This is a genomic window from Saccharothrix hoggarensis (assembly GCF_052936025.1).
On record NZ_CP193624.1, the window covers coordinates 877,773 to 895,052 of the forward strand.

Annotated in this window: 17 protein-coding genes; 11 read left to right on the plus strand and 6 right to left on the minus strand. The window is 71.9% G+C overall.

Features of this window, described 5'->3' with window-relative positions; translation table 11 throughout:
- Positions 1-2: 2 nt before the first annotated feature.
- From ACRAKH_RS04395 to ACRAKH_RS04405, 3 genes are all read left to right on the plus strand, one after another.
- Entirely contained in the window at positions 3-1,184 is a 1,182-nt protein-coding gene (locus ACRAKH_RS04395) for an ABC transporter ATP-binding protein (RefSeq protein WP_380724050.1), read from the plus strand.
- 257 nt (positions 1,185-1,441) lie between these two features.
- Positions 1,442-2,329, plus strand: a complete 888-nt coding sequence (locus tag ACRAKH_RS04400; protein WP_380724049.1) for an SDR family NAD(P)-dependent oxidoreductase — start codon at positions 1,442-1,444, stop codon at positions 2,327-2,329.
- A gap of 139 nt (positions 2,330-2,468) precedes the next feature.
- Positions 2,469-3,440 carry a hypothetical protein gene (locus ACRAKH_RS04405; RefSeq protein ID WP_380724048.1) on the plus strand — a complete coding sequence of 324 codons (972 nt, stop codon included), beginning with the start codon at positions 2,469-2,471 and terminating at the stop codon, positions 3,438-3,440.
- Positions 3,441-3,443: 3 nt separating this feature from the next.
- Here the strand turns inward: ACRAKH_RS04405 and ACRAKH_RS04410 are convergent, their stop codons facing one another.
- A complete protein-coding gene (locus tag ACRAKH_RS04410) occupies positions 3,444-4,286 on the minus strand; it encodes a chromosome partitioning protein ParB (RefSeq protein WP_380724047.1) in 843 nt (280 codons plus the stop codon).
- Positions 4,276-4,959: a metallophosphoesterase family protein gene (locus ACRAKH_RS04415; RefSeq protein WP_380724046.1), complete on the minus strand. Its 684-nt coding sequence runs from the start codon at positions 4,957-4,959 to the stop codon at positions 4,276-4,278. Before ACRAKH_RS04415 ends, ACRAKH_RS04410 begins: the two co-directional genes overlap by 11 nt.
- 108 nt (positions 4,960-5,067) lie before the next feature.
- On the opposite strand from ACRAKH_RS04415, the gene ACRAKH_RS04420 reads away from it, so the two are divergent.
- On the plus strand, positions 5,068-6,153 hold the full coding sequence (locus ACRAKH_RS04420) for a DUF2332 domain-containing protein (protein ID WP_380724045.1): 1,086 nt from the start codon (positions 5,068-5,070) through the stop codon (positions 6,151-6,153).
- Positions 6,154-6,355: 202 nt separating this feature from the next.
- Here the strand turns inward: ACRAKH_RS04420 and corA are convergent, their stop codons facing one another.
- A complete protein-coding gene (corA, locus tag ACRAKH_RS04425) occupies positions 6,356-7,432 on the minus strand; it encodes a magnesium/cobalt transporter CorA (protein ID WP_380724044.1) in 1,077 nt (358 codons plus the stop codon).
- A 257-nt stretch (positions 7,433-7,689) separates the two neighbouring features.
- Here corA and ACRAKH_RS04430 point away from each other — a divergent pair, with 257 nt between their 5' ends.
- The 7 genes from ACRAKH_RS04430 (at position 7,690) to ACRAKH_RS04460 (ending at position 13,032) form a co-directional block, all read left to right on the plus strand.
- Positions 7,690-8,229 carry a MaoC family dehydratase gene (locus tag ACRAKH_RS04430; RefSeq protein ID WP_380724059.1) on the plus strand — a complete coding sequence of 180 codons (540 nt, stop codon included), beginning with the start codon at positions 7,690-7,692 and terminating at the stop codon, positions 8,227-8,229.
- Positions 8,230-8,254: 25 nt separating this feature from the next.
- Entirely contained in the window at positions 8,255-9,340 is a 1,086-nt protein-coding gene (locus ACRAKH_RS04435) for a DUF2332 domain-containing protein (RefSeq protein WP_380724043.1), read from the plus strand.
- A 570-nt stretch (positions 9,341-9,910) separates the two neighbouring features.
- Entirely contained in the window at positions 9,911-10,069 is a 159-nt protein-coding gene (locus ACRAKH_RS04440; protein WP_380724042.1) for a hypothetical protein, read from the plus strand.
- A 38-nt stretch (positions 10,070-10,107) separates the two neighbouring features.
- Positions 10,108-10,668 carry a PH domain-containing protein gene (locus ACRAKH_RS04445; protein ID WP_380724041.1) on the plus strand — a complete coding sequence of 187 codons (561 nt, stop codon included), beginning with the start codon at positions 10,108-10,110 and terminating at the stop codon, positions 10,666-10,668.
- Between the two features lie 48 nt (positions 10,669-10,716).
- Positions 10,717-11,574 carry a PHP domain-containing protein gene (locus tag ACRAKH_RS04450; RefSeq protein WP_380724040.1) on the plus strand — a complete coding sequence of 286 codons (858 nt, stop codon included), beginning with the start codon at positions 10,717-10,719 and terminating at the stop codon, positions 11,572-11,574.
- 305 nt (positions 11,575-11,879) lie between these two features.
- Positions 11,880-12,719, plus strand: a complete 840-nt coding sequence (locus ACRAKH_RS04455) for a RecB family exonuclease (protein WP_380724039.1) — start codon at positions 11,880-11,882, stop codon at positions 12,717-12,719.
- 10 nt (positions 12,720-12,729) lie between these two features.
- Complete coding sequence (locus ACRAKH_RS04460) at positions 12,730-13,032, plus strand: hypothetical protein (RefSeq protein ID WP_380724038.1); 303 nt, start codon at positions 12,730-12,732, stop codon at positions 13,030-13,032.
- Between the two features lie 36 nt (positions 13,033-13,068).
- Here the strand turns inward: ACRAKH_RS04460 and ACRAKH_RS04465 are convergent, their stop codons facing one another.
- From ACRAKH_RS04465 to ACRAKH_RS04475, 3 genes are all read right to left on the minus strand, one after another.
- A complete protein-coding gene (locus ACRAKH_RS04465) occupies positions 13,069-13,941 on the minus strand; it encodes an alpha/beta fold hydrolase (protein WP_380724037.1) in 873 nt (290 codons plus the stop codon).
- Between the two features lie 97 nt (positions 13,942-14,038).
- Entirely contained in the window at positions 14,039-15,403 is a 1,365-nt protein-coding gene (locus tag ACRAKH_RS04470) for an Rv3212 family protein (RefSeq protein WP_380724036.1), read from the minus strand.
- A gap of 81 nt (positions 15,404-15,484) precedes the next feature.
- A complete protein-coding gene (locus tag ACRAKH_RS04475) occupies positions 15,485-17,182 on the minus strand; it encodes a DEAD/DEAH box helicase (protein WP_447009643.1) in 1,698 nt (565 codons plus the stop codon).
- Between the last annotated feature and the right edge of the window lie 98 nt (positions 17,183-17,280).

The following is a 17,280-nucleotide window of genomic DNA, read 5'->3' on the forward strand; positions in this document are numbered from 1 at the left end:
CAATGGCCGAGATCGTTCTGGACAACGTGACCAAGCAGTACCCCGACGGCGCGGTGGCCGTGCGGGACGTGGACATCGAGATCGCCGACGGCGAGTTCATCATCCTGGTCGGCCCGTCGGGCTGCGGGAAGTCCACGACCCTCAACATGATCGCGGGCCTGGAGGACATCACGTCCGGCGAGCTGCGCATCGGCGGCGAGCGGGTCAACGAGCGCGCGCCCAAGGACCGCGACATCGCGATGGTGTTCCAGTCCTACGCGCTCTACCCGCACATGACCGTGAAGGAGAACATGGCCTTCCCGCTGCGGCTGGCCAAGGTGGACGACGCCACGGTGGAGAAGAAGGTCCGGGAGGCCGCGCAGATCCTCGACCTGACCCAGCACCTGGACCGCAAGCCGTCCAACCTGTCCGGCGGGCAGCGGCAGCGGGTCGCGATGGGACGCGCGATCGTGCGCAGCCCCAAGGCGTTCCTGATGGACGAGCCCCTGTCCAACCTGGACGCGAAGCTGCGCGTGCAGATGCGCACGTCGGTGTCGCGGCTGCAGAAGCAGCTCGGCACCACCACCGTCTACGTGACGCACGACCAGACCGAGGCGATGACCCTCGGCGACCGGGTGGTGGTGATGCGGGGCGGCGCGGTGCAGCAGATCGGCGCGCCGCAGTTCCTCTACGACAACCCGGCCAACCTGTTCGTCGCCGGGTTCATCGGCTCGCCCGCGATGAACTTCGTGCCCGCCGCGCTGGAGCACGGCACGTTGCGCGCGGCGCTCGGCGACGTGCCGCTCACCGACCGGGTGCGCGGGCTGCTGGAGAGCGCCGACGCACCCCGTGAGGTGATCATGGGGCTGCGGCCGGAGCACTTCGAGGACGCCCGGTTGGTGGAAGACCACGTTCGCTCGACCGGGGTCAGCTTCACCAACCAGGTCGACGTGCTGGAGTCGATGGGGTCGGACAAGTTCGCCTACTTCAGCCTCTCGGGTGAACAGGCGACGTCGGCGGAACTGGCCGAGCTCGCCGCCGACGCGGGCAGCGCCGACGTGCCGGGCGGCGGCGTGTCCCTGGTCGCCCGGATCTCGGCGACGTCCACCGCGACCGAGGGCGAGCCGGCCGAGATCTGGTTCGACCCGGACAAGGTGCAGCTGTTCGACCCGGACAGCGGCCGCAACCTCACCTACCGCGGCTGAGCGACACCCCGGAGGGCCGTCCCGCGCACGTCGGGGCGGCCCTCCGGCATTTCGGCGCACGTCGCGGCGCGTTGCCGACCAGTCCGGAGCATCAGCGGGGACGAACTCCATAGGCCATTCAGCGCAGCAGGAACGCAACTCGCCGCAATTGTCGCGCCGTCACTCCCGCCGATCCCCACGCTGGTCGAAGGCGGTGACGACTCCGGCCGTAAAGGGCCGGGGCAGGGGAGTCCGCCGAGCACAGAGAAGAGCGCGAGATGGGGATCCTTGACGGAAAAGCAGTCGTGATCACCGGGGCGGGGCGTGGGTTGGGCGAGGCCTACGCGATGCACGCGGCGCAGGCCGGTGCGGCGGTCGTGGTCAACGACGTGGACGCTGACCAGGCAGAACAGGTGGCCGAGCACATCAGGTCGTACGGCGGGCGCGCCGTGGCGAGCACGCACACCGTGGCCGATCCCAGCGAGGCCGAGAAGATCGTGGGAATGTGCCAGGCGGAGTTCGGCCGGGTCGACGGCCTGGTGAACAACGCCGGGCTGAACTACGAGACAGTGCCGTGGGAGGACGACCCGGAATCGATCCGGCGCATCGTCGAGGTGAACCTCCTGGGGGTCATATTCACCGGAATGGCGGCGATGCGCGTGATGCGCGAGCAGGGTTCCGGTTCCATCGTCAACATTTCGTCAGGCGCGTTTCTCGGTCAGCGCAAACTCGCCACCTACTCCGCCACCAAGGGCGCCGTGGCGTCGCTCAGCTCGTCGTGGGCGCTGGACCTGGAGGGCGACAACATCCGGGTCAACGCGGTCTGCCCGGTCGCGCACACCCGGATGGTGTGGAAGTCCGAGCGGTCCCTGCGCGCCATCCCGGCCGACCGCACCCCCGGCAAGGTCGCGCCGCTGGTGCTGTTCCTGCTCAGCGACGCGGCCGACGGCATCACCGGCCAGGTGGTCCGGTGCAACGGCCGGCAGCTGCACCTGGTCGGCTACCCGTACTTCAAGCAGCCGATCCTGGAGAGCGACGCCTGGGACACCACCTCCGTGAAGCGGGCCTTCGACGGCGTCCTGCAAGCCCACCTCGAACCGTTCGGCCTGGAGAAGCGCATGCCGCCGCGGCTGCGCGAGCTCGTGGAGCCCGGCCGGACGGCGTGACGGCCGCGGGGAAGTGCCGCCTCGCGTGGGCACTTCCCCTCCGAGAGGCCGCGGATCACCTGTCTGCCAACGGATTCCGCGCCGGTCACTCCTTCGGGTGATCGCTTTGGTGTCGGTACCCGGTGCCACGATGCTGGACATGGGCGCACGCACACCTCGTGTCACGGACTGGCGGCTGGTGGTGCAGTCGCGGCTGGACCGCGTCCGGGCCGACCTCGCGGCGCTCGGACCGCCCGACCCCCTCGACCTGGAGAGCCGGCAGTGGCGGGCGGTCGCCGAGCAGGAGGCCGCCGTCGTCGAGGACATGATCACCCGCACGGAGTCGCGGTGGCGCACGGTGGCGTCGTGGTGGTCCGGCTGGCACATCGAACGCGCCTGGCGGTCCGTGCACGAGGCGGAGATCGCGGTCGTGGCCGCCGGCAACGGGTTCCAGGGCCGGCTGCCGGGGCTCAAGGCACGGGTCGCCGAGAACCTGCACGAGCACGACCCGCGCCGCGTCGCGCTGGAGGAGATGCGGCCGGGGGAGCACCCGCTGGCCGTCGAGCGGGAACTCGTCGTGGACGCGCTGCGGGCGGCGTTCGACGCGTCCGACTTCGCCCACGCCGGGTCGCGGGCGCTGCGGAACAAGCTGATCGCCGCCTCCGCCGTGCTGTTCGTCGTCAACACCGTGCTGGGCGTCGTCGGGCTGGTGAAGCCGGGGCTGATCCCGATGTGCGTCGGCTCCGAGAAGCTGCCGACGGTGTGCCCGTCGGGCAAGGGCGCGGCGAGCACGGACGTGTGGCTCGTGCAGGTGCTCGGGGCGTTCGGCGCGGTGCTGTCGGCCGTCGTGCTGCTCCTGCGCCGGCGGCCGAGCCTGTCGCCGTACGTCATGGTCGGCTACCAGGCCCTGATCAAGGTGCTGCTGGGCGCCGCGCTGGCCGTGGTGGGCATCCTGGCGCTCGGCGCGGGCGTGACGACCGGCCTCATCGGCGTCGCGTCGCAGGCGGCGCTGCTGCTGTGGGCCGTCATCCTCGGGTACGGCCAGCAGGTCGCGACGCGGCTGCTCGACAGCTACACGGACCGGGTGATGGACCAGGCCCGGCCCCTGCCGAGGCTGGAGAGCCAGCGGTAGCCGTCACCGGGTCCGCGAGCGGAGGGTGGAGATGACGTCCTGGTCCCACCGGTGCGTGCGGATCAGGCGGTACCGCTCGGCGGCGACCCACAGGTACGCCTCGGTCTCCGTCCGGTCGCCGACCAGGTCCGCCTGCCGCAGCATCCCCACCACCGGCACGTACTCCTCCTCGTACCAGCGCTTCGCGATCGTCGCCCGGTCCATGAGCACGCCCTCGTCCTGCATCAGCCGGAAACCCCACGCCTCCACGTGCTCGCCCAGCCCGGCGTAGTCCCACGGGTCCGACAGCACCACGGCCACCCGCGCCTGCCCGCTCAACGGCACCCGTTCCAGGAACAGCCGCCGGTAGTCCTTCACGATCAGGTCGCCGCGGTGCCGGATGCCGTGCGCCGAGATCCGCGTGACGACCTCCGTCACGTACGCGTCGATGACCTCCAGCCCCAACGCGTGCGCCACCGACACCCGGTGGTGCCCGTCCTGGACGAAGTGCAGGTCGCCGACCCGGTACACCTCGATGGGCGGCACGGGCTCGCCGCGCCGCTGGGCCAGCGCCAACCGCTGCCACCGCTCGCGCACCCGCGCGGACGTCGGCCGGAACCGGCGGTCGAAGTCACGGGTCCGGTCCACGCTGCCCACGATCGAGTCCAGCCGGATCGTCCGCAGCCCCAGCCGCCGTTCGCTGAGCATCCCCAGCGCCTCCACGACCTCGTGGAACGGCAGCGTGATGTTCACGTCGTCCGGCTCGCGCCGCAGCCACGTCGACAGCCGGGACATCACCTGCCGGCGACGTGCGCGCAGGAAGTCGTTCTCCGCGTCGGCCTGCGGAAAACCCGTGTCACGGCGCACGACGCGCCCCCTCTCCGTCGTCGGCCGGGATGTCCAGCACCCGGTACCCCACCACGTTCACCACGCGGGTCGAGCCCAGCGCGCGGTCCTCCTTCACGGCGCCGTGCGGGTGGATGTGCCCGTGCAGCATGAGCGGTGGCCGCAGCCGCCGCACGGCGTCGTGCAGGCACGCGAACCCGCGGTGCGGCGGGTCCGGCTCGTCACCGCAGCCCAGCGGCGGCGAGTGCGTGAGCAGCACGTCGACGCCGCGCCCGTCCCGCAGCCGCCGCCACTGGGCCGTCCGCAGCACCCGCCGCAGCCGCCGCGCCTGCTGCCGCTCGGTCCACTGGTTCGGCCCGCCGCTGTACCGGATCGACCCGCCGAGTCCCGCGATCCGCAGCCCGGCGACGTCCACCACGCGCTCGTCCGCGTTCACGGCGCCCGCCGGGCCGGGCCACCGCGCGGGGATGCCCGCCTTCGTCCACAGGCCGCGCACGTTGGCATAACCGGTCAGGTCGACGTCGTGGTTCCCGGGCACGAACACGCACGGCCGGTCCAGCGCGTTCGCCAGGAACTCCAGGTAGTCGAACGGCAGGTCGCCCGCGGCCACGACGAGGTCGACGTCGTGCCGCCGCACCTGCTCGGTCCACAGCTGCTCGACGACCTCGTCGGCCACCGCGAGCACCTTCGGCATCCATCGAGCCTAAGCGCTTCGGCCGACGGCGACACCTCGCCGGCGAAAGGGGTGAAACCCGCCGTCCTCCTCCTGCCCCACAAGGGAAATCGGGTTAGCGTCAGTGCCGTGCTCGCCGAGCTGTTCCTCGACGCGTCGCGCGCCTGCCGGGTCCACAGCCCGCTCACCCACACCCTGCTGGTGTCGGCGGCGGACGACCTGACCCGCGGCGGCGTCACCGCGCGGGTGATGGCGGGCGCCCAGTGCGACCGCCACGGCACCGTGCCGGGCCTGCGGTTCGCGGGCGCGCTGCACCGGCTCGTCCTCGAAGGGCGCGCGCCCGCGCTGGCCCGGCACTACCCGACGGTGGGTGGCGAACCCGATCTCGGCAGGCTGTGGGACGACGCGCTGCCCGTGCTGGAGGAGCACGCCGACGAACTGCGCTTCCTGGTCACGTCCACGGTCGTGCAGACCAACGAGCCGGGCCGCAGCGCGCCCCTGTTCGGCGGGCTCCAGACCGCGACCCACCTGGCCGCCGCCGAGGCGGGCCGGCGGGCGACGTTCCCCGTCCGGCTCCTCGAGGTGGGCGCGTCGGGCGGCCTGAACCTGCGCCCGCACCGCATCGCGTACGTCGTGGACGGCGTGGCGGCGGGCGACCCCGGCAGCCCGTTCGAGCTGGACCCGAAGTGGACCGGCCGCCCGCCCGTCGACGTCCGCCACCCCCTGCGCCTGGTCCGGCGCGCGGGCTGCGACCTCGACCCGGTGGACGTGACGACCGAGGACGGGCGGCTGCACCTGTCGTCGTTCGTCTGGGCCGACCAGCTCCACCGGTTCCGGCGCCTCCAGGCGGCGATCGACCTCGCGCGCCTCGACCCCGTGCCGGTCCAGCGGGCGACCGGCCCCGAGTGGCTGGCCGACCAGCTGGCCCAGCCGGAGCGGGACGTGCTGACCGTCGTGTGGCACTCGGTGGTCTGGCAGTACGCGTCGCCGGCGGACCGGGCGATGGGCCGCGCGATCCTCGCCGACGCCGCCGCCCGCGCCACCCCGCAGGCGCCGCTGGCGCTGCTCGTCTACGAACCCCGCCGCACCCACCGGACCGACCCGTACGAGTTCCAGCTCCTGCTGAAGCTCTGGCCCGCCGGTGTCTCGCTGCGCCTGGGCTCGGGCGCGGGCCACGGCATCCCGTTCACGTGGGACACCGCGCCCTGGACCTGAGGGTTCGGCGCCCGCGAGGTCGCGACTCCCGGGCGACCGAGCCGCCGTCCGCGGAGCAGCGGCGATCAAGCACCGTTGGCGATCAGCAGGGTCACGGTGGCCAGCCAGCCGATGAGGAACGTGACGATCCAGAACCGCAGGTTGGTGAACATCCTCGTCATGTCGGAACACTCCGTCGCGGAAGAAGGGCGGTTGAGCGGACTCAGAGCCATTGGTTCCGGCGGAATATTCGGTACAGCGTCAGGCAGACCACGAGGATCACGGCCATCACCAGGGGGTAGCCGTAGCGCCAGTGCAGTTCCGGCATGTAGTCGAAGTTCATGCCGTACACGCCGACGCCCATGGTCGGCACGGAGATGATCGCCACCCACGCGGCGAGCTTGCGCATGTCGGAGTTCTGCTGGAGCGTGATCTTCGCCAGCACGGCGTTGACCAGCGTCGTCAGCAGCTCGTCGAAGTTGATGACGCGTTCGGACACCTCGGTGAGGTGGTCGTCCACGTCGCGGAAGTACGAGCGCACCTGCTCGGGGATCAGCGGCGTGTAGCCCTCCGCCAACCGCCGCAGCGGCACGGCCAGCGGCATCACCGCGCGGCGCAGCTCCAGCACCTCGCGCTTCATCAGGTAGATCTGGTCGGCGCTGACCCGGCTGCGCGGCTGGAAGACCAGCGCCTCCATCTGGTCGATGTCGTCCTCGATGTGGTCGGTCACGTCGAGGTAGTTGTCGACCACGTGGTCGGCGATGGAGTACAGCACCGCGGCCGGCCCGTGGCGCAGCCGGTCGGGCTCCTCCTCCAGCTCCCGCCGCACGGCGGCCAGCCCGGAGTGGTTGCCGTGCCGCACCGTCACCACGAAGTCGCGGCCGAGGAACACCATGACCTCGCCGCTCTCCACGATCTCGTTGGCCGTGTCGGGCGACGCGTTCTGCACGTACCGCACGGTCTTGAGCACCATGAACAGCGTGTTGTCGTAGCGCTCCAGCTTGGGCCGCTGGTGGGCGTGCACGGCGTCCTCGACGGCCAGCTCGTGCAGCCCGAACGTGTCGGCGATGCCCTGGATCTGCGTCTCGTCCGGCTCGTGCAGCCCGATCCAGACGAAGCCGTCGCCGCGCTTGCGCACCTCGTCCACCGCGTCCGTGTGCGACCACCGGCCGGGCAGGCGCTTGCCGTCGACGTAGACGCCGCAGTCCACGACGTAGTGCGACAGCGGCACGGGGACGGGCACGGACGGGCGTTCGGGCGTGCGGCCTCTCAGGCCGCCGAGCGAGGGCAGGCTGGGCACGGGTGACCTCCGGTTCAGGGGCGTCGACATCGACGAACGACGACGGCACGTCCCCGACCGGTACCGCTGGGCCTAGCTGGTGAGAGCCGGCTCCCCGATGAGGACGCGCGAGGTACTCGCAGGATGGGGGTCGTTACTCATCGGTAGTCCTCACCTCCTCGGGGTCGGTTGTCCGCGGCGGTGTAGTCGCTCACAGACCGGTTGCCGAGGGTACTCCCCCGGTGCTCACACTGTCGTCCCGGTCGGGGTGGACCTCGATCACACGGAACACCAGCCAACGGAGGCGTGCGGTGCAGTTCGGGCGTTACTACGAGGAGTTCGAGGTCGGCGCGGTCTACAAGCACTGGCCCGGGAAGACGGTCACCGAGTACGACGACCACCTGTTCTGCCTCCTGACCATGAACCACCACCCGTTGCACATGGACGCGCACTACGCGGCGGAGACCACCGACTTCGGCAAGAACGTCGTCGTCGGCAACTACATCTACTCCCTGCTGCTGGGCATGTCCGTGCCGGACGTGTCGGGCAAGGCCATCGCCAACCTCGAGGTCGAGTCGCTCAAGCACATCAAGCCGACCTTCCACGGCGACACCATCTACGGTGAGACCGAGGTGCTGGACAAGACGCCGTCCAAGTCCAAGGACGACCGCGGTGTCGTGTACGTCGAGACCCGCGGGTACAAGCAGGATGGAACGGTCGTCTGCGTGTTCCGCCGCAAGGTGATGGTGCCGAAGCGGTCCTACGGCGAGGCGCGCGGTGGCGAGCAGCCGGGAAGGCCCGAACCGTCCGCCGGCTGAACCGGCGGTTGGACGAAGGAGTGACGTGACCCCGCTGGATCTGGTGCGGCAACGACTGGCCGGGTTCGCCCGGGAGGAGGCGCGCGGCGTCTCCCCGCTCTACGAGCACCTGGCCGCGCACGCCGCCGACGATCCGGAGGTCGCCGGTCTGCTGACCGCCGCCCCGGAGCGGTTCGCCCACGCGACCCTGTTCCTGGCGGCGGCGCACCGGCTGCTCCAGGCCGAGCCGTACCACGAGCTGTCGAACTACTACCCGTCGTTGGGCGGCACGTACGGCGCGGACGTCAACACGTGGACGGTGTTCCGCCGGTTCGTGCTGGAACGGGCCGACCGGATGCGGGCGCTGATCTCCACCCGCACCACGCAGACCAACGAGGTGCGCCGCGCCGCGCTCCTCTACCCGGCGCTCGCGCAGGTCAAGGGTCCGGTGGCGCTGCTGGAGGTCGGTTGTTCCGCCGGCCTCCTGCTCGGCCTCGACCAGTACGGCTACCGCTACCAGACCGAGCAGGCCGGGCAGCTCGTCGCCGGTCCGGCCAAGGCGGCGCTCGGGCTGCACTGCGCGGTGGAGCTGGCGCCGGGCGCGGAGCTGCCGAAGATCCCCAAGGCGGTGAAGATCGCGGCGAAGGTGGGGCTGGACCGGGCGCCCGCCGACCTGACCGACGAGGACACGTACGCGTGGCTGGAGGCGTGCGTGTGGGCGGACCAGCCGGAGCGGCTGCGGCTGTTCGGCGTGGCGGCGGCCGTGCAGCGGAAGTCGCCGCCGGAACTGGTCGTCGGCGACGCCGTGGCGGACCTCGCCGCGGCCGTCGACCGGCTGCCCGCCGAGCTGCCGCTGGTCGTGCTGACCAGCAACGTGCTGCCGTACCTGTCGGGCGAGGAGTTCGTGCGCGCGCTGGGCGCGCTGGACCGGCCGCTGTGGTGGCTGAGCCACGAGGTGTACGACGCGGCGCTGGCGCACGTGCTGCCGGGCCGGGACGACCTGCGGCCCGCGCCGGGCGAGGCGGCGTTCGGCGTGCTGGGGCTGACCCGGTTCGAGGACGGCGGGCCGCGGTCGACGCGGGTTCTGGCGCGCACGGCGCCGCACGGCCAGCGGTTGGTCTGGCTCGCCTGATCGGGCGAAGTCGATCAGCGCCGGGGGCGACGGCCGCGCTCCCCGAGGGCCTCGTGGACCTTCTCGGCCAGTGGGAGTGTGGCCAAGATCGCAGCGTCCGCCCATCGGACCTCCGATGCGTCGTCGCCCGCTCGGACCACACCCGATCGCACCTGGCAGGCGCAGTCGCGGATGACGTGGACGCCCCGTGGCGCCGGACGGGTGACGGTTCTGATCAACTCCCCGACGGTCACGGAGAGTCCCGTTTCCCTCCTTAGTTACCGCACAATTGCGGTTTCGTCGGATTCGCCAGGCTCAACTCGGCCGCCCGGTCACGGCCACAGTCCCTCACCTGGGGGATTGCTCCCTCTTGCGAGTAACAGTCGCCCGTTCGTGTCATGGACTGTGCCGCCGACACGGCGGATCGGAGACTCACGTTCGGCCGTCACGCTTACCGTGCGTAGTCACACCGGGTTGGCGGTGCAGGACGCTGACCCAAGTGCGGTACAAATCTCCCGACGTGTCGCGGAGTGCGGTACAACGGTTTTCACTGGCGCCAAACGGGTGCGGTAGCGAACGGGGTTGATCACCGTGAATCTGAAGAAGATTCTCACTTTCGCCGGGGTCGGCTTGGTCCTGTTCTTCCTCATCGCGGAGCCACAGCAGGCGGCTCAGCTCGTGCAGGACATCCTGGGGACGCTGCGGACGGCGGCTGAGGCGCTCATCACCTTCGTGAAACAATTGTTCTGAGTCGCCCGGCTCCTCCCCGACGGCGAGAGGTCGAAGGCATGTTCGCACCACGGGATCCCGACGAGTACCTGCTCCCCACGGAGCGTCGGGTCATCCGGGTACGCAGGCACTGGAGCAGTCTGCTCTGGGATCTCCTCGAAGCCGGCGCACTGCTCGCCGGCGCGATGATGATCTCGTACCTGCTGCCCGACAACGCCGGCGTCATCCAGAACATCCTCTGGTACGCCTCGCTGTTCGTGCTGCTCAGGCTGGCCTACTTCGTCATGGAGTGGTGGGTGGAGCGGATCGTGGTCACCGACAAGCGGTTCATGATCTCCTCGGGGGTCTTCGAGACCAAGGTCGCCATGATGCCGATCAGCAAGGTCACCGACCTGACCTACGAGCGCTCGGTGCTCGGGCGCATGTTCGGCTTCGGCACCCTGGTCGTGGAGTCGGCCGGTCAGATCCAGGCCCTCAACCGGATCGAGTACCTGCCGAACCCCGAGGAGGTCTACGACGCCATCTCGGAGTTGACCTTCGGCGACAAGAAGGCACAGGCCGAGCGGTTCTCGATGATCAAGGCGCAGCGGGCGGCGCGCGGCAAGAAGATGGTGCCGTAGCCGCGGCGCGGCCGTGGTGCGGACTCGGCCGTAGTGGAGACTGGCAGGGTGCGCATCGACCTGCACACCCACTCGACCGAGTCCGACGGCACCGACACGCCCGCGGAGCTGGTGGCGGCAGCGGCCGCCGCCGGCTTGAGCGCGGTCGCGCTCACCGACCACGACACCGCCGCCGGCTGGGCGGAGGCGGCCGACGCGCTGCCACCCGGCCTGCGGCTGGTGCGTGGCGCCGAGCTGTCGTGCGCCTCCGACGACGGCCGGGGTCGGGTCATCACCGTCCACCTGCTCGCCTACCTGTACGACCACACCTCGGCCGCGCTGGTCGAGGAGCAGCTCCGGCTGCGGCTCGAACGACGGCACCGGCTGCGCCGGATGGCCGAGCGGATGGTCGACGACGGTTTCCCCATCGACCCCGACGAGCTGATGGCGGCGATGCCGACCGACGCGCCGGCCGGCCGCCCGCACCTCGCGATGGCGTTGATCCGGGCTGGGGTGGTGCGCACGGTGGACGAGGCGTTCGCCCGCTACCTGACCGGCGGCCGGTACTACGTGCCGCGGACCGACACGCCCGTCGCGCGGGCCATCGAGATGATCACCGAAGCCGGCGGGGTGACGGTGCTCGCGCACCCGTTCGCCACGTCGCGCGGCCCGATCGTCACCGACCAGGTGCTAGCCGACCTGGCCGCCCAAGGACTGGCGGGCGTGGAAGTGGACCACCCCGACCACGACCCCGGGACGCGGGCACGGCTGCGCGGCCTGGCGAACGACCTGGGCTTGGTGATGACGGGCTCCAGCGACTACCACGGCACCAACAAGACCGTGAAGCTCGGCGCGGAGACCACCGCCCCCGAGGCCCTGGAAGCCCTGGCCGACAAAGCCACCGGCTGCAAGATCCTGGTCGGCTAGCCACCACCCACCCCACCGCCGCGAGGCCGCGTCGGTAGTTCGCACCTCATCCGCCGGTGATCACGCTCTTCGATCGCCGGCGGATCAGGTGCGAGCTGCCGACTTCATGGCGGCCGAGCCGCCGTCTGCGGAGCAGCGGCCATGTGCACGGCCGCGTCGGTAGTTCGCGGCCCATCCCGCGGCGATCACGCTTTTCGATCGTCGCGGGATCGGTCGCGAGCTGCCGACTTCCAGGCGGCCGAGCCGCGACGCCGGAGGCGGTGCCATGTGCACAGCAGCGGCAGATAGATCGGTAGCGTGGACCTGTGCAGGAACAGTTGGGGTTCGACTTCGGCGCGATGCCGAAGAAGCTCGTGCGGGTGACTCCGGCGAAGCTCGCCACGTGGGCCGACTGCCCGCGCCGCTTCCGCATGGCCTACCTCGACCGGCCGTCGCCGCCGCGTGGTGGGGCGTGGGCGCACAACACGCTCGGCGCGGTGGTGCACAACGCGTTGAAGGCGTTGTTCGACCTGCCCGCCGAGCGCCGCACGCCGGAGCAGGCGGTGGCGTTGCTGCACCGGCAGTGGAAGAGCGAGGGCTTCCGGGACGCCGAGCAGGCGGCCGTCTACCGGGACCGGGCGGTGGGCTGGGTGCGCGACTACGTCACCGAGCTGGACACCTCGATCGAACCGGTGGGCATCGAGCGCTGGGTGTCCACGCCGACGTCGAAGATCGTCGCCGAGGGCCGGGTCGACCGCATCGACCTGCGGGACGGCGAACTGGTGATCGTGGACTACAAGACCGGCCGGCACGCGCTGACCGTGGACGACGCGCGGGGCTCGCAGGCGTTGGCGCTGTACGCGCTGGCCGCGCGCCGCACGTTGCGCAAGCCGTGCTACCGGGTGGAGCTGCACCACCTGCCGTCGGGCACGGTGGCGGTGTGGGAGCACACCGAGGAGAGCCTGGCCCGGCACGTGTCGCGGGCCGAGGAGGCGGCGGACGAGTTGGCGCTCGCCACGGACACCCTCGCCGCGGGCGGTGACCCGGAGATCCTGTTCCCGCCGCGCACCGGGAACCAGTGCACGTGGTGTGACTTCCGCCGCTCCTGCCCGGAGGGGCAGCGGGCGGCGCCGACGATCGACCCGTGGGCGCTGCTCGCGCCGTAGAGTTGGCCGGGTGACGATCGTGGACAGCAGACGCGAAGCACGCCCGGCCCGGGCGTGGCGGGGCGTCAGCGGCGCGCTTGCCGTCGGCCTGGCGCTGCTGGCGTTGGCGATGATCGGCGTTCAGGTGTACGCGGGCAGCCAGGACCTGCCCGGGCCAGGGCTGGACGTGGTGGCGTGGCACGTGGTGGCGGCGGTCGCCGCGGTGGTGGCGCAGGTCGTGGCCGACCGGCGCCGCGGCTGGGTCGTCGGGGTGTGCGGCGCGGTGGTCGTGCTGCTGGCCGCGGCGGTCCTGTGGTTCTTCTGGTGGGCCTGACCCGCTGATCCCGACCGGGCGGGGGTGGTGCTCCGGTCAGGAGAGCCAGGCGCGCCAGGTCGGCAGCAGGGTCGCCAGGAGCGCGTCGGGCACCTCGGTGTTGGGCGAGTGCATCGCGCCCGGCAGCACGGCGAAGTCGGCGTCCAGCCGTTCCGCCATGTCCCGCTGGCTCGCCGCCGACCAGGCGTCGTCCAGCTCACCGCACACCACCAGGCACGGGATGCCGGACGACCGGGTGACGCGGGCCAGCTTCGCGACCAGGTCGGGTTCGGTGCGCAGCGCCGAGCCCATGCCGAGCAGCCCCGCGGGCGACGACCGGACGAACCGCTCGCGGTAGAAGTCCTTCAGCTCCTGCGGGATGAGCCGCCACCGCGGTTGCAACGCCTGACGGGTCTCGTTGACCTGCTGCGACGCCTCGATGCCCTGTTCGCGGAGCACGACCTCGCCGTAGTCGAGGGCGGTGCGGCGGGCGCCGGGCGGCAGCTCCGACGGGCCGGACGCGAGCAGCGTCAGCCCCGACACGGGCGCGCCGGCGAGCACCGCGCCGCGGGCCACGAGCCCGCCGAACGAGTGGCCGAGCAGCAGCACGCGCCTGCCCTCGGCGGCCAGCTTCGCCACCAGTTCCGCCATCACCGCGCCCAGCTCGGCCGGCCGGTAGGCGGACTCCGCCACCGGGCCGACGGACTCGTACTGGCCGGGCAGGTCGACGGCCACGACCTCGATGCCCGCGTCGGAGATCGGGTCGAGCAGGGGCGCGAAGTCCTCTTTGGACCCGGTGTAGCCGGGCAGCAGCAACGCGGTCGCGCCGAGGTCCGAGCCGGCGGCGGGCGCGCGCAGCGCGGCGATCGGTCCGTGTCGGCCGGGCAGGTCCACGCGTTCCGCGCGGTGCGGGCTGAACTGCGAGTGCACGTTCGCAGTCTGCCCCACTCGGGGTGCCGGCGCGTGACGCCTTACCGCAGCGCGGCCACGACAGCGCGCCTACTTCCGCGCGCCCACCGCACTGCGCCTACCGCAGTGCGACGAGCGTTCCGCCCCGCTGTTCCAGCACCACGGTGCCCTCGGTGGCCATCTCGACCGGCCCGGTGTGGCCGTCGCGGTCCACCGGGATCGCGCCGACCTCCTGGCCGGTGACCTGGTCGAGCACCTTGAGGCCGTCCGTCACGGGCACGAGCAGCCGGCCGGCGAGCGTGGTGCCGGGGCCGAGCGTGTCGTTCGCCGTCCACAGCGGGTTCAGCTCGGCGGGCGACAGCGCCACCGTCTTCGAGCCGGTGAACCAGTACACGTTCGCGGTGCTCGTGAACGTCGACGCGACGCGGCCGGGCGGGTCGCCCGCCAGCTCCTCCGCGCCGACGTCCACGGGGTGGCTGGTGACCAGGGAGCCGGTCTCGGCGTCGAACACCACGATCCGGTTCGGCACGGCCACCGCGACGCGGGTCGCGGTCACCGCGATCACCCGGGCGCCCTTCTCCCCGATCACGGCGGTGGTGAGGACCTGCGGCTCGTCGGACTTCTCCGGGTTCGGCTTCAGCACCGTGAGCCGGTCGGACGGGTCGAGCGCGGGGCAGCGCTCGATCAGCGCGATCTTGCCGGCGGTGACGGCGAACGAGCCGTAGGTGCAGCCGGTGCGCGGCTGCTTGCCCGGGTTCACGATCGCGCGCAGCGTGCCGTACTCCAGCGAGCGGACGAGGTCGTCGCGGCGGTAGACCTCGACGAACGTCTCACCCGTCGTGAGCACGTGCGAGCCCTCGTTCAGTAGGCGCGTGCCGAGCTCGGCGTCGCCGTTGCGCTGCGGCCCGCGCTTGCCGGAGGCGAGTTCGAGGGTGGTGACCTCGGAGCAGTTGGTGTCCTTGCGGTGCACCGCGAACACCCGGCCCCAGGCCGTGGTGACGGTGCACAGGGGCCAGTCGCGGGCGTAGCGCCAGCGGACGTCGCCGGTGAGCGCGTCGTGCCCGACGACCTCGCCGCCGTCGGCGGTGACCACGACCGAGTCGAGGTTCACCGGGACGGGGGTCGCGCCGCTGGGCGCGCGCCAGACCTCCGAGAGCGACGGCGGCATCTCGGTGGCCGGTTGCAGCGGGGTGATCTCGGACGGGCCGGTGACGCTGGTGGTGTTGCGCGCGTCGCTGGTCAGCCACAGGACCAGGCTCGCGACCAGCACGCCGACGAGGACGAGCGCCAGCCCGACGAAGTCGCGCCTGGTGCGGAACGACCGGGCCGGTAGCGGTTCCGCGTCGTCGTCGTCCGGCGACTCGAGGGGCTCCGCCAGCACGTCCTCGTCGAGGACGACCTGCCCGTTCGACTCCGCCTGCTCCGGCTGGCCCACTGCCCGGCTCCCGATGGTCGGTGATCTCTCGCGTTCAGTCTGCGACATGCTGCCACCACGGGGAACAGGTCGGTGTGAGGTCCACCGGGCCGGGCAGCGCTCGGACCGCGCTGCCCACCACGATCGCCCCTACTCGGCGGGGGCGGACTCGCCCGTCTCGCCGGCGCCGGTCGTGCGGCGACGCCTGCGCCGGCGGGGGCGCTCGCCCTCAGCCGAAGACGCCGCACCGGACGGCCCGGACTCGGCCGACGGCGCGGCCGACGACGTCGACCCGGTGGCCGAAGCACCTGCCGTGACCTCGGCCGACGTGCCGTTCTGGCCGTTCTCGCCCGACGTGACGCCCGCGCGGCTGCGGCGACGGCGACGCGGCCGCGTGCCGCCTTCCTCGCCCGAGCCGGAGCCCGTCGTGCTGCTGCTGCTACCCGCGCTGGTGCTGGTCTCCGGAGCCGGGGCCGCGTCACCGCCGGCACGTCCCGTCCGCCGGCGCTTGCGCGTCTTCTTCTCGCCCTTCAGGTTCTCCTCGGGCTCGGCGTCCAGGCCGGCGCGCGTGCGCTGGCCCAGCGGCAGCCGGCCGGTCGAACCCGCCGGGATGTCGAGGTCGGCGAACAGGTGGTCGGACGTCGAGTACGTCTCCACCGGCTCGGGCTTGCCGAGGTTGAGCGCGTCGCTGATCATCTTCCAGCGCGGCATCTCGTCCCAGTCGACCAGCGTGACCGCGACACCCGTGCGCCCCGCGCGACCCGTGCGGCCGATGCGGTGCACGTAGGTCTTCTCGTCCTCGGGGCACTGGTAGTTGATCACGTGCGTGACGCCCTCGACGTCGATGCCGCGGGCCGCGACGTCCGTCGCCACCAGCACGTCGATCTTGCCGGAGCGGAACGCCCGCAACGCCTGCTCGCGCGCGCCCTGACCGAGGTCGCCGTGCACGGCCGCCGCGGCGAAACCGCGTTCGACCAGGTCGTCGGCCACCTTCTGGGCGGTGCGCTTGGTGCGGGTGAAGACCATCGACAGGCCGCGCTCGCGGGCCTGGAGCGCGCGGGCCAGCAACTCCGACTTGTCGAGCGCGTGCGCCCGGTAGACGAACTGCTCGGTGCGCTCGTGGATCGCGCCCGCGTCGTTCTCCTCCGCCCGCACGTGCGTGGGCTGGTTGAGGAACGTGCGCGCCAGCGTGATGATCGGGCCGGGCATGGTCGCCGAGAACAGCATGGTCTGCCGCTCGTCGGGCACCATGCGCAGGATGCGCTCGATGTCGGGCAGGAAGCCCAGGTCGAGCATCTCGTCGGCCTCGTCCAGCACCAGGCCGCGGACCTTGCCGAGCACCAGGTGGCGCTGCTCGGCCAGGTCGAGCAGGCGGCCCGGCGTGCCGACGACCACGTCGACGCCCTTGCGGAGCGCCGCGATCTGCGGCTCGTACGGCCGGCCGCCGTAGATGGCCAGCACGCGCACGTTGAGGTGCTTCGCCGCGTCGGTCAGGTCGTGGGTGACCTGCAGGCACAGCTCGCGCGTCGGCACGACGACGAGCGCCTGCGGCGTGCCGTCGCCGGGCGTGACGATGCGCTGGAGCAGCGGGATGCCGAAGCCCAGCGTCTTGCCGGTGCCCGTGCGGGCCTGGCCGATGACGTCGTCGCCGGCCAGCGCCAGCGGCAGGGTCAGCTCCTGGATGGCGAACGTGCGGTGGATGCCGGCCTCGGCCAGGGAGCGCACGATCTCCTCGCGCACGCCCAGTTCGCCGAACGTGGGCGAGTCGGGCTTGACGGGCGCGTCGGCCACGAGCGGGTGGGACGTGTCCTCGGCGGGCACCCCCGCCTCGCTGTGCTCCAACGCCACCGGGTCGACGTGGGTGTCTTCGTTTGTCGCGGTCAGGATGATCGCCTCTCTCGTACCAAGCGCGCCACGGCCTGTACGGGCCGCTCGACCGCGTCACC

What these genes read in the sequence shown, in the direction of transcription:
- ACRAKH_RS04395 (WP_380724050.1), top strand. Translation starts at nt 3, where the DNA reads ATGGCCGAGATCGTTCTGGACAACGTGACCAAGCAGTACCCCGACGGC.
- ACRAKH_RS04400 (WP_380724049.1), top strand. Translation starts at nt 1,442, where the DNA reads ATGGGGATCCTTGACGGAAAAGCAGTCGTGATCACCGGGGCGGGGCGT.
- ACRAKH_RS04405 (WP_380724048.1), top strand. Translation starts at nt 2,469, where the DNA reads ATGGGCGCACGCACACCTCGTGTCACGGACTGGCGGCTGGTGGTGCAG.
- ACRAKH_RS04415 (WP_380724046.1), bottom strand. Translation starts at nt 4,959, where the DNA reads ATGCCGAAGGTGCTCGCGGTGGCCGACGAGGTCGTCGAGCAGCTGTGG.
- ACRAKH_RS04445 (WP_380724041.1), top strand. Translation starts at nt 10,108, where the DNA reads ATGTTCGCACCACGGGATCCCGACGAGTACCTGCTCCCCACGGAGCGT.
- ACRAKH_RS04470 (WP_380724036.1), bottom strand. Translation starts at nt 15,403, where the DNA reads ATGTCGCAGACTGAACGCGAGAGATCACCGACCATCGGGAGCCGGGCA.